Here is a 12,848-nt window from a genome sequence, read left to right on the forward strand (position 1 = left end):
GTGCTGCGCACGAGGACACTGGAGGTATGCACAACATCCTGGTCGTCGACGACGATCCGACCGTGGCCGAGGTCGTCACCGGCTATCTGGAGCGCGCCGGCTTCACGGTGGACCGGGCCGCCGACGGACCGGAGGCGCTCCGGCTCGCCGCCGGACGGCGGCCGGATCTGGTCGTCCTCGATCTGATGCTGCCGGGCATGGACGGCCTGGAGGTGTGCCGCAGGCTCCGGGGCGGTGCGCTCGCCCCCGTACCCGTGATCATGCTGACCGCGCGCGGCGACGAGGACGACCGCATCCTCGGTCTCGAGGTAGGCGCGGACGACTATGTGACCAAGCCGTTCAGCCCGCGCGAGCTGGTGCTGCGGGTCGAGTCCGTACTGCGCCGGGGCGGCGCGGCGGGCGAGCGTCGGGCGGGTCCCGGGCTCGCGGCTGCGGGCATCGCCCTGGATCCGGCCGCCCGCCGGGCCACCAAGGACGGCCGCGAACTCGGTCTGACCCTACGGGAGTTCGACCTGCTCGCACATCTGATGCGGCATCCGGGGGAGGCCATCGGCCGGGAGCGGCTGATGCAGGACGTATGGGGCTGGGAGTTCGGTGATCTGTCCACCGTGACGGTCCATGTGCGGCGGCTGCGAGGCAAGATCGAGGACGATCCGGCGAGGCCGCGGCTGATCCAGACGGTGTGGGGCGTGGGCTACCGCTTCGACGTGCCCCAGGAACAGGAGCGGGAACAGGAGCGGGAACAGGAGCGGGAACAGGAACACGTACCGGGCAACGGGGACGTACCGCGGGAAGGGGTCTGATCGCTGTGCGTGACATGCTCCTCATCGCCCTCTTCGCCTTCTTGGGGGCCGCGGCAGCCGGTCTCGTCGGAGCCGTGGCGCTGCGCCTGCTGCGCCATCGGTCCGTCGCCGTCTCCCTGACGGTCGTCGCCGCCGTCGCCGTCACCGCGATGCTCGCCGGGACACTCGCGGTCGCCCAGGCGATGTTCCTGTCCCGGCACGACCTGACCGTCGTCACCACGGTCGTCGCGATGGCGGCGGTCGTCTCGCTCGCCACCGCGCTGCTGCTCGGCCGCTGGGTCGTCGCCCGCAGCCGTGAACTGGCCCTGGCGGCACGCTCGTTCGGCGACGGCGGCTCCTTCGCCGCGCCCGACGGTGAATCCACCGCCGAACTGGCAGCACTCAGCCGGGAACTCGCCGCCACCAGTGAGCGGCTGGCCGCGTCGCGGGAGCGTGAACGCGCCCTGGAGACCTCCCGCCGCGAGCTCGTCGCCTGGATCTCCCACGATCTGCGCACCCCGCTGGCCGGGCTGCGCGCGATGTCCGAAGCCCTGGAGGACGGCGTCGTCCAGGACCCGGAGCGCTACTTCCGGCTGATCCGTACCGAGGTCGACCGCCTCAACTCCATGGTCGGCGACCTCTTCGAGCTCTCCCGTATCCACGCCGGCGCGCTGGCGCTCACCCCCACCCGGATGTCGGTGTACGACCTGGTCGGCGAGGCGCTCGCCGGGGCCGACCCGCTCGCCCGCGAGCAGGGCGTACGCCTGGTCGGCGACGGTGTCGAGGCGGTCCCGGTCGAGGTGGACGGCAAGGAGATGACCCGTGTCCTGGCGAACCTCCTGGTCAACGCGATCCGCCGGACTCCCGCCGACGGCACGGTCGCCGTCGCCGCGGAACGGCGCGAGGAGTGGGTGGTCCTGTCCGTCACCGACGGCTGCGGCGGCATCCCGGAGGAAGACCTTCCGCGTGTCTTCGACACCGGCTGGCGCGGCACCCCTGCCCGTACGCCCCCGGCGGGCGCCGGCCTTGGCCTCGCGATCGTCCGCGGCATCGTCGAGGCCCACGCGGGCCATGCGGGCGTGCGCAATGTGACGGGTGGCTGCCGCTTCGAGGTGACACTGCCCGCGGCGGCTCCCGCTCCCGGCAGTTGATACCGCGCCGGTCGGAGTCGGTCGACCGGACTTCCGGCTGAGCGTTCGTATCGGACCGTATGAGGCATGCCAGAACCCGCCGGGCAGCAGGCCCGGCGGGTTCTGGTGATGCGGACGCGGTACGTCAGTTCGCGGCGGAGACTGCCCGCGAGGCCGTGCTGCTTCCCGCGGCCGCCCGGTCCGCGCTCGGCACCAGGAGCCGCTCCGCGAGATGACCGAAGATCAGCCCGAAGAAGGTCCAGAGAGTGACGTGGATGGCGAGCGTGGCCAGCCGGAAGTCCCAGACCACCGTGGCCGGGAACCCCTTGGGTACCTCGTTGAACGAGGGCAGGAAGGCGAAGGCGAGCCCGACCGCCACGACGAAGGCGGCCGAGGCGGCGACCGTCGCGTTCCAGTTGCCCAGCCGGGGAGCCAGCCGCCTGCCGAGGATCACCGCGGCGATCGTGAGCAGGACGCTGAGCACGATCATCAGGAAGTAGAGCGCTGTGCGTTGGCCGATCGTGTCGGGGTCACCCACGGCCGGCGGGTTCGGCGGGTACTTGAGGAACGGCACGACGTACACGGTCAGCAGCGCGCCGAGGGAGACCAGCGCGGCCGTGGCGCGCGGGCCGAAGCTGCCGATGCGGCCGAGCGCCACAGCGAAGGCGAGGGCGGCGATGCCGCCGATCGCGACGCCGAAGACCAGCACACCGGTGGCGAGGCCGGACGTCGACTGCATGGTGCGGCTGACGAGTTCTTCGCCGCCGTGGTCATGGCTGTGGCTGTGTGCCTCTTCGAACGCGATGGCGGAGTCCACCGGGGACTCGCCGAGCAGGTAGGCGACGACGAGGGCGAAGACGCCCGCCGCCAGACCGGCGAGCATGCCGCGAACGAGCAGGGCTCTGACAGAGATGGAGTTCATGAGTGAGGTGTCCCCTGGGTTCTCAGTGGCAGGGGAAACCGAGCAGATGGCGTCCGTCGTGGACCCATTCGTGCACGTTCTCACCGGAGATGAGCGAGGTGGCGCCCTGCTCGGCGCCGACGAAGTAGAGCAGGACGAGCATCAGTACGCCGAAGAAGAGCGCCCACGGGGCGATCGCCTTCAGCGAGATGGGGGTGATGGCCGGCGCGGCGGTGGCGGGCGCAGCAGACTGTGCCATGGCAGAACCTCCTGGGGGAACACGCGTCCCGATCGTGGTGCCTGAGACGAAGGTGCTGGGTCTGACTTCCCGCACAGGAACGGGTTCACAGTGGCGCGACCGTGCCGGATTCTCACCGGGCTTCCGTCACACCGTCGTCATGTCCACGAGACCGTACCGCTTGGTGGCCTGCGACGCTATGGCGCACGGGCGCACGGGGGGCGCCCCAACGCCCGTGATCTGCTTGGCGCGTGGGCCGCCGAGCGAGAGGAGCGCACGGAATGACTGTACGGGTGATCTTGGTCTCACCTGCGATGAGTGCCGCGCTGCGCGAGGCGCGCTTCGGGAGCGACGGACCGCTGGACGCTGCCGGAGCCCGCAGCGCCCGGGCGGCGGCCGGTGCGCTGCCGCCCGCCGACCGGCGGCTGAGCGGCCCGTCGGCCCGCTGCCGAGAGACGGCCGAGGCGCTGGAACTGCGGGTGGAGGACGAACCGGCGCCCGGCGACTGGGACATGGGCGTCTGGCGCGGGCGCACCCTGGAGGAGGTGAGCGTCAGCGAGCCCGAGGCGGTGTCGGCCTGGCTGACGGATCCGTCGGCCGCCCCGCACGGCGGCGAGTCCCTGCTGGCGCTGTGCGCCCGGATCGGCGGGTGGCTCGCATCCCTGCCGGGCGACAGCGGGCGGGTGCTCGCGGTGACCGAACCGGCGGTGGCACGTGCGGCGATCGTGCATGCGCTGGCGCTGCCGGCGGAGGCGTTCTGGCGCCTCGACATCGCGCCGCTGACCCTGACCGAACTCAGCGGCCGGGCGGGTCGCTGGAACCTGCGCTGCGGACGCCCGTTGACTCCGTCGCCCGAAGGGCTCACCCCGAGCCCGTCCGGCGATTGAAGGCGATTCAAGGCGATGGAAGGCGATTGAATACGGGCGGGCAGCAGGTCAGGCTTCTTGTTGGCCGCCCGGCAGCGGCTGCTCCGTCCAGATGACCTTGCCGTCCGCGGTGTAGCGGGTGCCCCAGCGCTCCGCGAACTGGGCGACGAGGAACAGTCCCCGGCCCCCCTCGTCCGTGATCGCCGCCTGTCTCAGATGGGGCGAGGTGCTGCTGTGGTCGGAGACCTCGCAGATCAGGCTGCGGTCACGGATCAGCCGTACCCGGATCGGGCCGCCGGCGTACCGGATCGCATTGGTGACCAGCTCGCTGAGGATCAGCTCGGTGGTGAAGGCTTCCTCGGCCAGGCCCCACTCGTTCAGCTTGCCGGTCACCGTGGCCCGTACGCGCGACACCGCCGAGGGCTCCGACGGGACCTCCCAGTCGGCCACCCGGGCGCTGTCCAGTACGCGCGTACGCCCCACGAGCAGCGCGATGTCGTCGGCGGGGTTCTGGGGCAGCAGTGCCCGCAGTGCCGCCTCGCAGGTCTCCTCCGGTGTCCTGGCGGGGTGGTCGGCCAGGGTGCTGCGCAGCAGCGCGAGGCCCTCGTCGATGTCCCGGTGCCGGTCCTCCACGAGCCCGTCGGTGTACAGCACCAGCCGGGTGTCCTTCGGCAGCACGATGTCCAGCGTCTCGAAGGGCAGGCCGCCGAGCCCGAGCGGCGGGCCGCCCGGCACATCGGCGAATTCCGCGCTGCCGTCCGGCCGCAGCAGCAGGGGCTGCAGATGGCCCGCCCGCGCCATCGTGCAGTGGCCCGAGACCGGATCGTAGATGGCGTACAGGCAGGTGGCTCCGGTGACGCCCGCTTCGGCTTCGTCGACGGCCTCGTCCTGGTCGATACGGGCGACCAGCTCGTCCAGATGCCACAGCAGCTCGTCCGGCGGCAGGTCCAGCGCGGAGAAGTTGTGGACCGCCGTGCGGAGCCTGCCCATGGTGGCCGCGGCATGCAGTCCGTGACCGACGACATCGCCCACCACGAGCGCCACCCGGGAGCCGGGCAGCGGGATGATGTCGAACCAGTCGCCGCCGACACCGCCGAGCCCGCCGAGGCCCGCCTGCGCGGGCAGATACCGGTAGGCGGCGTCGATGGCGTTCTGCTCGGGCAGGCCGCGCGGCAGCAGGCTGCGCTGCAGGGTCACCGCCATGGTGTGCTCGCGGGTGTAGCGCCGTGCGTTGTCGACGCTCACGGCCGCGCGGGCGACCAGCTCCTCGGCGACGGACAGGTCCTCTTCCTCGAACGGCTCTGGCTTCTCCGAGCGCCAGAACATCGCCACGCCGAGAATCACGCCGCGGGCGCGCAGCGGAACCGCGATCATCGAGTGGAGTCCGTACTCGTCGACGAGCTTCCCGGCCCGCTCCGGATGCTGCTCCTGCCACCCCGAGAAGTCGGCCAGATCCGACTCCAGGACCGCCTCTCCCGAGCCCAGGCCGTTACCCAGCGGTGTGGACGGAACGAAGTGGATCAGCTCGCCGAGCGGATAGAGCGCGGTGTCCTGGCGCAGACCGCTGAAGGCCGTACGGCGCATCTCCGTGCCCGCGCCCGTCACGCTCGGCTCCTCGCCGCGCAGCACGGCCTCCACCAGGTCGACGGTGGCGTAGTCGGCGAAGCGGGCCACTGCGAACTGCGTCAGCTCCTCGCAGGTGCGGACCACGTCGAGGGTGGTGCCGATCTCCGTACCGGCGTCGTACAGCAGCTTCAGGCGCCCCCGCGCCACATCGGCCCTGCCGGTGAGCGCCTGCAGCTCGGTGGTGTCGCGCAGCGTCGCCACACTGCCGGGCGGCCCGCCGTCCTGGTCCGTCGGCCGCTGGTTGACGGCCAGCAGCCGTTCCCCGACCAGGTACACCTCGTCGTTGGCTATCCGCCCCGAGTCCAGCAGCCGGGCGGTCACCGGATCCAGGCCGAGCTCGGTGACCGGGACCCCTTCCACGTCGGGGGGCAGATCGAGCAGCCGGCGCGCCTCGTCGTTGGCGAGCAGCAGCCGGCCCTCGCCGCCGACGATGATCACCCCTTCGCGTACGGCGTGCAGCACCGCGTCGTGGTGCTCGTACATGCGTGTCATCTCGCCGGGGCCCAGGCCGTGCGTCTGGCGGCGCAGCCGTCGGGTCACCAGCGCCGTACCGCCCGTGGTGAGCAGCAGCACCGCGGCGGAGGCGCCGAACAGGAGCGGGAACTGGTCCTCGACCACACCGCTGACGTGCTCGATGGTGATCCCCGCGGAGACCAGCCCGACGACCTTGCCCTTACTGTCCGTGACGGGCACGGTTGCCTGCACCAGGGGCCCGATGGTCCCGATGATCTTCTCGGTGACGATGCCGCCGGCCAGCGCGGGTTTCAGATTGCCGACGAACTGCTTGCCGATCCGGTCGGGCAGGGGGTGCGTGTAGCGGATTCCGTCCGTGTTCAGTACGACGATGAAGTCGACGCCGGACCGCACACGGGCCTTCTCGGCCAGCGGCTGGAGCACCACGGTGGGGTTGGGACTCTTGAGGGCTGCCTCGATGCCCGGCGAAGCGGCGAACGTCTCGGCCACGGCGATGGACCGGTTGAGGGCTTCACGCTCACTGTCGGCGCGTGACTGCAGCACGAGCGCCACCACGGCGATGGCGACCAGCAGCACCACGATCGCCACCTGCAGGAGAAAGACCTGACCAGCGACAGTTCGCATGCGCAGAACCGAACGCGGGCGGCCGTAGCGTCCGGCCATGTGCTATTTCTACACCTCCCGCATGCGCCGGGCGATCTGCATACCTTAGGTCCTCGGCGTCACAGACGCGACTGAATCCCCTTCTTCGCCCGTGCGAAGAAGGGGATTCAGCGGGGTTCTCAGGCCCGGCTCAGCACCTGCGTCATGACCTCGTGGAGCGCCGCCACCGGATCGGGAACCGCGCCCGGCGACCGCCAGGCGACGAAGCCGTCCGGCCGCACCAGCAGCGCGCCGTCGGCCGTGGTGCCGTGCAGCTCGGCCCAGTCGCCGTCCTTCTCGGGAGCCAGATCGGCGTCCGGGCCCTCACCGATCGCGTACGCGTCCAGCCGTACGGCCAGCAGCTCGGCGACCTTCTGGCCCGCTGCGCGCCACGGTGTGCCCGAGGCGCTGAGCAGGACGAAGGACCGCTCGTACAGATCCAGCGTGGACAGGCGCTCACCGGATTCGACGAGCCACATGTGCGGGGCCCGGGTGCCCGGGTCGCCGCCCAGTTGCATCCGCTCGGGCACGACGGGACGCTCCGGGTCGGCACCCAGGACGGCGCCGCGGGGATAGCTGTAGCCCATGGCCACCGTGAGCATCCCGCCCTGTCGGCCCCCGCCCGGGGTAACGGCCGGCGAGTAGCCGGGGTGGCTGTGCTCCGCCGAGCGGGACGAGGCTCGCTCGCTCGTCGCCCGCGCCACCGGCTGCCGCTCCGATTCGTAACTCTCCAGCAGCCCGGGACCCGCCGCGCCCTCCAGCACCGCCGCGAGCTTCCAGGCGAGGTTGTGGGCGTCCTGGATACCGGTGTTGGAGCCGAACGCCCCGGTGGGGGACATCTCGTGGGCCGAGTCCCCGGCGAGGAAGACCCGGCCCTGGGAGTACCGCTCCGCGACCCGTTCCGCGGCGTGCCAGGGCGCCTTGCCGGTGATCTCAACATCCAGGCCGGGCGCGCCGATTGCCGTGCGGATGTGCTCGGCGCAGCGCTCGTCCGTGAAGTCCTCGAGCGTCTCGCCCCGGTCGGGGTGCCAGGGCGCGTGGAAGACCCACTGCTCCTCGTTGTCCACCGGCAACAGGGCTCCGTCCGCCTCGGGGTTGGTCAGATAGCAGACGATGAAGCGCCTCTCTCCCAGCACATCGGCGAGCTGCCGGGAGCGGAAGGTGATGCTCACGTTGTGGAACAGGTCGCCGTTGCCGCTCTGGCCGATGTGCAGCTGTTCCCTGACAGGGCTGCGAGGCCCGTCGGCCGCGACGAGATAGTCCGCCCGTACGGTGCTGTGCTCCCCGGTGTCCCGGTTCTTCACGACCGCGGTGACTCCTGTCGCGTCCTGGTCGAAGGAGAGCAGCTCCGTGGAGAACCGGAGGTCGCCGCCCTGGTCGCGGGCGCAGGACAGCAGCACGGGCTCGAGGTCGTTCTGACTGCACAGGCACCAGCCGGTCGGGCTGAAGCGCGCGAGCGCGCCACCGGGGTCGATCTCCTTGAACAGCCACTCCTGGTCGTCGCCGGTCAGCGACCGCGCCTGGAGGATTCCGTGGTTCTCCGCGAGGACCGATGCGGCCTCCCGGACCTCCGGCTCAATGCCCGCCGACCGCAACAGCTCCATCGTCCGTACGTTGTTCCCGCGCCCGCGCGGGTGCTTCGAGGTGCCCGCGTGCTTTTCGACCAGCAGATGCCTGACGCCGTGGCGGCCCAGGAACAGTGATGTGGAGAGTCCCACCAGGGACCCGCCCACGATGAGGACCGGTACGCGTTCGTCGACCTTCTCGTCCATGAGGTGCTCCAGCTCCTGCCGCCCTAGGGGATGGAACTTCCATGCCCTGTGGGGGAGCCGTTCGCTCGCGCATTCACCCGCATGGTTCTCACCTCTCGCGCCACTCGTGGTACCGGACCACGATCGGTTCCGGGAGCGCCACCCGTGACTTGAGTGGCCGACCGTCCGATCCGCAGGGTGGCTGACCCGGGCGGATTCCACCGACGACTGACGAGGGCCACGCGAAGTGGCAGTCGCGCTGTCGTGAAGGAGTGTGAGAGATGACCACCCTGTCGGAACGCATATCGCAGTCCGCCTTCGACGGCTCCAGGCTTCGAGTCGTGCTGCTGCTGGACCTCCACGACGGCGCCCAGAAGCAGTTCCTCGAGGCGTACGAGCACCTCCGCAACCAAGTGGCATCGGTGCCGGGTCACATCAGCGACCAGCTGTGCCAGTCGATAGAGAACCCCTCGCAGTGGCTCATCACCAGCGAATGGGAGAGCGCACCGCCCTTCCTGGCCTGGGTGAACAGCGAGGAGCACGTCGAGACCGTCCAGCCGCTGCACAGCTGCGTACGCGACACGCGGTCGCTGCGGTTCAGCGTCCTGCGGGAGACCGGACAGCCCGCCGTCGCACCCGAGCCGCACAAGGGTCTCCAGGCGGCGCCCCGGGTCGGGGACGGAGTGGTACGCCACGCCCTCACCTTCACGGTCAAGCCGGGCAGTGAGAAGAAGGTCGCGAAGATCCTGGCCGGGTACACCTCCCCGGCGGCCCACGTCGACGAGCACACCCGGCTGCGCCGCACCTCGCTCTTCATGCACGGCAACCGCGTCGTACGGGCCATCGAGGTGCATGGCGACCTGCTCGCGGCCCTGCGGCACGTGTCCCAGCAGCCCGAGGTCAGGGCCGTCGAGGAAGCCATCAACCCGTACCTGGAGCAGGACCGGGACCTCAACGACCCCAACTCCGCGCGGGTTTTCTTCACCCGGGCCGCACTCCCCGCGGTGCACCACGTGGCGGCCGACGGGCAGAACCCCGCCGATGTCAACCGGCACGCGCTCTTCTACCAGGCCAAGGACGGCTGCGGGATGGCCCTCGCCCGGCTGCTCGCAGGTCAGGACGAGGCGGCGGCCGACAGCCCCAGCAGCCCCATCGTGAGCAGCACGATCTTCCAGCGCGACGACATCGTCGTCCGGCTCATCGATCTGACCGGCCCGCTCGACGCGCGACCTGCCCTGTCGTTCGGTGTCGAAGGCCCCCACAAGGCGGCCACGCTCACCCGGCTGCTCGCCGACGGCAAGGACGGCGTGCCGGTCAGCGACGAGGAGATCTCCGGCGTCCTCGCCCGCTCCGACATGCACCTCATCACCGACCGCTCCGCGGCGCCGGAATCCTGACCGAGCGTCCGGCCCCTCGCGGCCGCACGGCCAAGCCCTCGGGGGCATCGCACCTGGAGGAACCACTCATGACCACGCACCGCCCACGCATCGTGGATCTCAGCGAGACCCAGCCCAACCGCAGGCGCGGAGGCGACCTGCGCGCCCTGCTCACCCCGACCGCGGTGGGTGCCACCAGCGGTTTCATGGGCCTGGCGATCGTCCAGCCCGGCGAACGCATCGGTGAGCACTACCACCCGTACTCCGAGGAGTTCGTGTACGTCGTGAGCGGCCTCCTCGAGGTCGATCTGGACGGTGAGACGCACGCGATGCGGCCCGACCAGGGGCTCCTGATCCCGCTGAACATGCGCCACCGGTTCCGTAACGTCGGAAAAGTGGAGGCTCGCATGGTCTTCCACCTCGGCCCGCTCGCCCCGCGCCCGGAGCTCGGGCATGTCGACACCGAGGAGACCGAATCGGCCGAGCACTCCGCGAGCGCCAAGCAGGGCATGCCCCCGGAACGGACTGGGGCGGTTTCGTGAACCGGCGGGTGGCGGTCACCGGGGTCGGTATCGTCGCCCCCGGCGGAGTGGGCGCCACGGCGTTCTGGGACCTGCTCGCGAACGGCCGTACGGCGACGCGGGGCATCACGCTCTTCGACCCGACGGGCTTCCGCTCGCGCATCGCCGCCGAGATCGACTTCGACCCTGCCGAGCACGGTCTCGACCGGGACCAGGTCGCGCGCTCGGACCGGTACATCCAGTTCGCGCTGGTGGCAGCGCGGGAGGCGATGCGCGACTCCGGTCTCGACCCGGAGAAGCAGGACCCCTGGCGCATGGGCGTTTCGCTGGGCACCGCGGTCGGCGGCACCACGCGTCTCGAGCACGACTACGTCGCCGTCAGCGACAAGGGCTCGTACTGGGACGTGGACCACCACCCGGCCGAACCGCATCTGCACCGTGCGTTCTCGCCGAGTTCGCTGGCCTCCGCGGTCGCCGAACAGGTCGGTGCCCACGGCCCGGTGCAGACCGTCTCGACGGGCTGCACCTCGGGACTCGACGCCATCGGATACGCCTTCCACTCCATCGAGGAGGGCCGGGTCGACGTGTGCATAGCCGGCGCGTCGGACTCGCCCATCTCACCCATCACGGTGGCCTGCTTCGACGCGATCAAGGCGACGTCGCCGAACAACGACGACCCGGCCCACGCCTCCCGCCCGTTCGACGCCAACCGGGACGGGTTCGTCATGGGCGAGGGCGGCGCCGTCCTCGTCCTGGAGGAACTGGAACACGCCCGGGCCCGCGGCGCGCGGGTGTACTGCGAGATCGGGGGCTACGCCACCTTCGGCAACGCCTACCACATGACCGGGCTGACCCCCGATGGCCTGGAGATGGCCCGAGCCATCGACACGGCCCTCGACCACGCCCGTGTCCACAGCTCGCAGATCGACTACGTCAACGCGCACGGCTCGGGCACCAAACAGAACGACCGGCACGAGACGGCCGCGGTGAAGCGCTCGCTGGGCGACCACGCCTACAGGACGCCCATGAGCTCCATCAAATCCATGGTGGGCCACTCGCTGGGTGCTATCGGCGCCATCGAACTCGTGGCCTGCGTACTGGCCATGGCCCACCAGGTGGTGCCCCCGACGGCGAACTACGAGACCCCCGACCCCGAGTGCGACCTGGACTATGTGCCGCGCACCGCCCGCCCCCGGAAGCTCAGCAGTGTGCTCTCGGTCGGCAGCGGGTTCGGCGGATTCCAGTCCGCGGTCGTCATGACCCGACCAAGTGGGAGGACATGATGAGCTCCCGGCACGATCGGCAGACCGTCGTCACAGGCATAGGCGTCATCGCCCCCAACGGGGCCGGCACCGAAGCCTTCTGGAAGTCGACACAGGAGGGCATCAGCGTCCTCGACCGGGTCACCCGCGAAGGGTGTGAGCATCTGCCGCTCCGGGTCGCCGGCGAGGTGCGCGACTTCGACCCGACCTCGCTGATCGAGGAGCGCTATCTCGTCCAGACCGACCGGTTCACGCATTTCGCCATGGCGGCGGCGGACCTCGCCATGGAGGACGCCCGGCTCGGACACGCCGACTACGAGGGCTCGCCCTTCGCCGTGGGTGTGGTGACCGCCGCCGGTTCCGGCGGCGGCGAGTTCGGACAGCGCGAACTGCAGCGGCTGTGGGGACAGGGCTCCCGCTTCGTCGGCCCGTACCAGTCGATCGCCTGGTTCTACGCGGCGAGCACCGGCCAGATCTCCATCCGGGGCGGCTTCAAGGGACCGTGCGGCGTCGTGGCCAGCGACGAAGCAGGCGGACTTGACGCGCTCGCGCACGCCGCAAGCGTCATCCGCCGCGGCACCGACGCGGTCGTGGTCGGCTCGGCGGAAGCACCCCTGGCGCCCTACTCCGTCGTCTGCCAGCTCGGCTACGAGGATCTCAGCACCGGCGAGGAACCCGACCGAGCCTACCGGCCCTTCACCGCCGACGCCTGCGGCTTCGTCCCCGCCGAGGGCGGCGCGATGCTCGTGGTCGAGGAGGAGACGGCGGCCCGGCGGCGCGGCGCCAACATCCGGGCCTTCGTGTCCGGCCATGCCGCGACCTTCACCGGGCCCTCCCGGTGGGAGCAGTCCCGCGAGGGACTGGCCCAGGCGATCCGAGGCGCACTGGAGGAGGCCCACTGCGCGCCCGAGGAGATCGACGTGGTCTTCGCGGACGCGCTCGGCGTACCGGCGGCCGACCGCGCCGAGGCGCTGGCGATCGCCGACGTGCTCGGCGAACACGGCCGGCGGGTGCCGGTGACCGCACCCAAGACCGGTACCGGCAGGGCGTACTGCGGGGGGCCCGTGCTCGACACGGCGGCCGCGGTGCTGGCCATGGAACACGGCCTCGTACCGCCCACCCCGAACGTCTTCGACGTGTGCCACGACCTCAACGTCGTGACCGGGCGTGCCCGCCCCGCCGAGCTCCGTACGGCACTGGTGCTGAGCCGCGGACTCATGGGCTCGAACGCGGCGCTGGTGCTGCGGAGCGCCACCGAAACCCCCTCGTGAGAAGGAGA

The 12,848-nt window shown here is 71.0% G+C and carries 11 protein-coding genes; 7 read left to right on the forward strand and 4 right to left on the reverse strand.

What is annotated here, in order from left to right:
* Nucleotides 1-26: 26 nt before the first annotated feature.
* Nucleotides 27-803 (forward strand): response regulator transcription factor, encoded by a 777-nt coding sequence (locus tag SLUN_RS31230; RefSeq protein WP_108153299.1) that lies wholly within the window; start codon nt 27-29, stop codon nt 801-803.
* 5 nt (nt 804-808) lie between these two features.
* Nucleotides 809-1,933, forward strand: a complete 1,125-nt coding sequence (locus SLUN_RS31235; RefSeq protein WP_108153300.1) for a sensor histidine kinase — start codon at nt 809-811, stop codon at nt 1,931-1,933.
* 124 nt (nt 1,934-2,057) lie between these two features.
* On the opposite strand, the gene SLUN_RS31240 is transcribed toward SLUN_RS31235, so the two are convergent.
* Nucleotides 2,058-2,834, reverse strand: coding sequence for a CbtA family protein (locus SLUN_RS31240; RefSeq protein WP_108153301.1), 777 nt, complete (start codon nt 2,832-2,834; stop codon nt 2,058-2,060).
* A gap of 22 nt (nt 2,835-2,856) precedes the next feature.
* The gene (locus tag SLUN_RS31245; RefSeq protein WP_108153302.1) at nt 2,857-3,072 is read right to left on the reverse strand and encodes a CbtB domain-containing protein; all 216 of its coding nucleotides are present in this window, start codon (nt 3,070-3,072) and stop codon (nt 2,857-2,859) included.
* 260 nt (nt 3,073-3,332) lie between these two features.
* Between SLUN_RS31245 and SLUN_RS31250 the strand changes: the two genes are divergently transcribed.
* A complete protein-coding gene (locus SLUN_RS31250; protein WP_108153303.1) occupies nt 3,333-3,938 on the forward strand; it encodes a histidine phosphatase family protein in 606 nt (201 codons plus the stop codon).
* Between the two features lie 48 nt (nt 3,939-3,986).
* On the opposite strand, the gene SLUN_RS31255 is transcribed toward SLUN_RS31250, so the two are convergent.
* The gene (locus SLUN_RS31255; RefSeq protein WP_108153304.1) at nt 3,987-6,680 is read right to left on the reverse strand and encodes a SpoIIE family protein phosphatase; all 2,694 of its coding nucleotides are present in this window, start codon (nt 6,678-6,680) and stop codon (nt 3,987-3,989) included.
* A 119-nt stretch (nt 6,681-6,799) separates the two neighbouring features.
* Nucleotides 6,800-8,431 carry an FAD-dependent oxidoreductase gene (locus SLUN_RS31260; protein WP_108153305.1) on the reverse strand — a complete coding sequence of 544 codons (1,632 nt, stop codon included), beginning with the start codon at nt 8,429-8,431 and terminating at the stop codon, nt 6,800-6,802.
* A gap of 260 nt (nt 8,432-8,691) precedes the next feature.
* Here SLUN_RS31260 and SLUN_RS31265 point away from each other — a divergent pair, with 260 nt between their 5' ends.
* From SLUN_RS31265 to SLUN_RS31280, 4 genes are all read left to right on the forward strand, one after another.
* The gene (locus SLUN_RS31265) at nt 8,692-9,807 is read left to right on the forward strand and encodes a SchA/CurD-like domain-containing protein (RefSeq protein ID WP_108153306.1); all 1,116 of its coding nucleotides are present in this window, start codon (nt 8,692-8,694) and stop codon (nt 9,805-9,807) included.
* 68 nt (nt 9,808-9,875) lie between these two features.
* The gene (locus tag SLUN_RS31270; RefSeq protein WP_108153307.1) at nt 9,876-10,328 is read left to right on the forward strand and encodes a cupin domain-containing protein; all 453 of its coding nucleotides are present in this window, start codon (nt 9,876-9,878) and stop codon (nt 10,326-10,328) included.
* On the forward strand, nt 10,325-11,590 hold the full coding sequence (locus SLUN_RS31275) for a beta-ketoacyl-[acyl-carrier-protein] synthase family protein (protein ID WP_108153308.1): 1,266 nt from the start codon (nt 10,325-10,327) through the stop codon (nt 11,588-11,590). Before SLUN_RS31270 ends, SLUN_RS31275 begins: the two co-directional genes overlap by 4 nt.
* On the forward strand, nt 11,590-12,840 hold the full coding sequence (locus SLUN_RS31280; protein ID WP_108153309.1) for a ketosynthase chain-length factor: 1,251 nt from the start codon (nt 11,590-11,592) through the stop codon (nt 12,838-12,840). The genes SLUN_RS31275 and SLUN_RS31280 overlap by 1 nt, the downstream gene beginning before the upstream one ends.
* Nucleotides 12,841-12,848 lie beyond the last annotated feature (8 nt).

It is taken from the genome of Streptomyces lunaelactis, from assembly GCF_003054555.1.
In the GTDB taxonomy this organism is placed as follows: Bacteria; Actinomycetota; Actinomycetes; order Streptomycetales; family Streptomycetaceae; genus Streptomyces; species Streptomyces lunaelactis.

Bases quoted from the DNA above. Each gene is read 5' to 3' on its own strand.
- SLUN_RS31230 (WP_108153299.1), top strand. From the start codon at position 27: ATGCACAACATCCTGGTCGTCGACGACGATCCGACCGTGGCCGAGGTC.
- SLUN_RS31240 (WP_108153301.1), bottom strand. From the start codon at position 2,834: ATGAACTCCATCTCTGTCAGAGCCCTGCTCGTTCGCGGCATGCTCGCC.
- SLUN_RS31245 (WP_108153302.1), bottom strand. From the start codon at position 3,072: ATGGCACAGTCTGCTGCGCCCGCCACCGCCGCGCCGGCCATCACCCCC.
- SLUN_RS31250 (WP_108153303.1), top strand. From the start codon at position 3,333: ATGACTGTACGGGTGATCTTGGTCTCACCTGCGATGAGTGCCGCGCTG.
- SLUN_RS31255 (WP_108153304.1), bottom strand. From the start codon at position 6,680: ATGGCCGGACGCTACGGCCGCCCGCGTTCGGTTCTGCGCATGCGAACT.
- SLUN_RS31260 (WP_108153305.1), bottom strand. From the start codon at position 8,431: ATGGACGAGAAGGTCGACGAACGCGTACCGGTCCTCATCGTGGGCGGG.
- SLUN_RS31265 (WP_108153306.1), top strand. From the start codon at position 8,692: ATGACCACCCTGTCGGAACGCATATCGCAGTCCGCCTTCGACGGCTCC.
- SLUN_RS31270 (WP_108153307.1), top strand. From the start codon at position 9,876: ATGACCACGCACCGCCCACGCATCGTGGATCTCAGCGAGACCCAGCCC.
- SLUN_RS31280 (WP_108153309.1), top strand. From the start codon at position 11,590: ATGAGCTCCCGGCACGATCGGCAGACCGTCGTCACAGGCATAGGCGTC.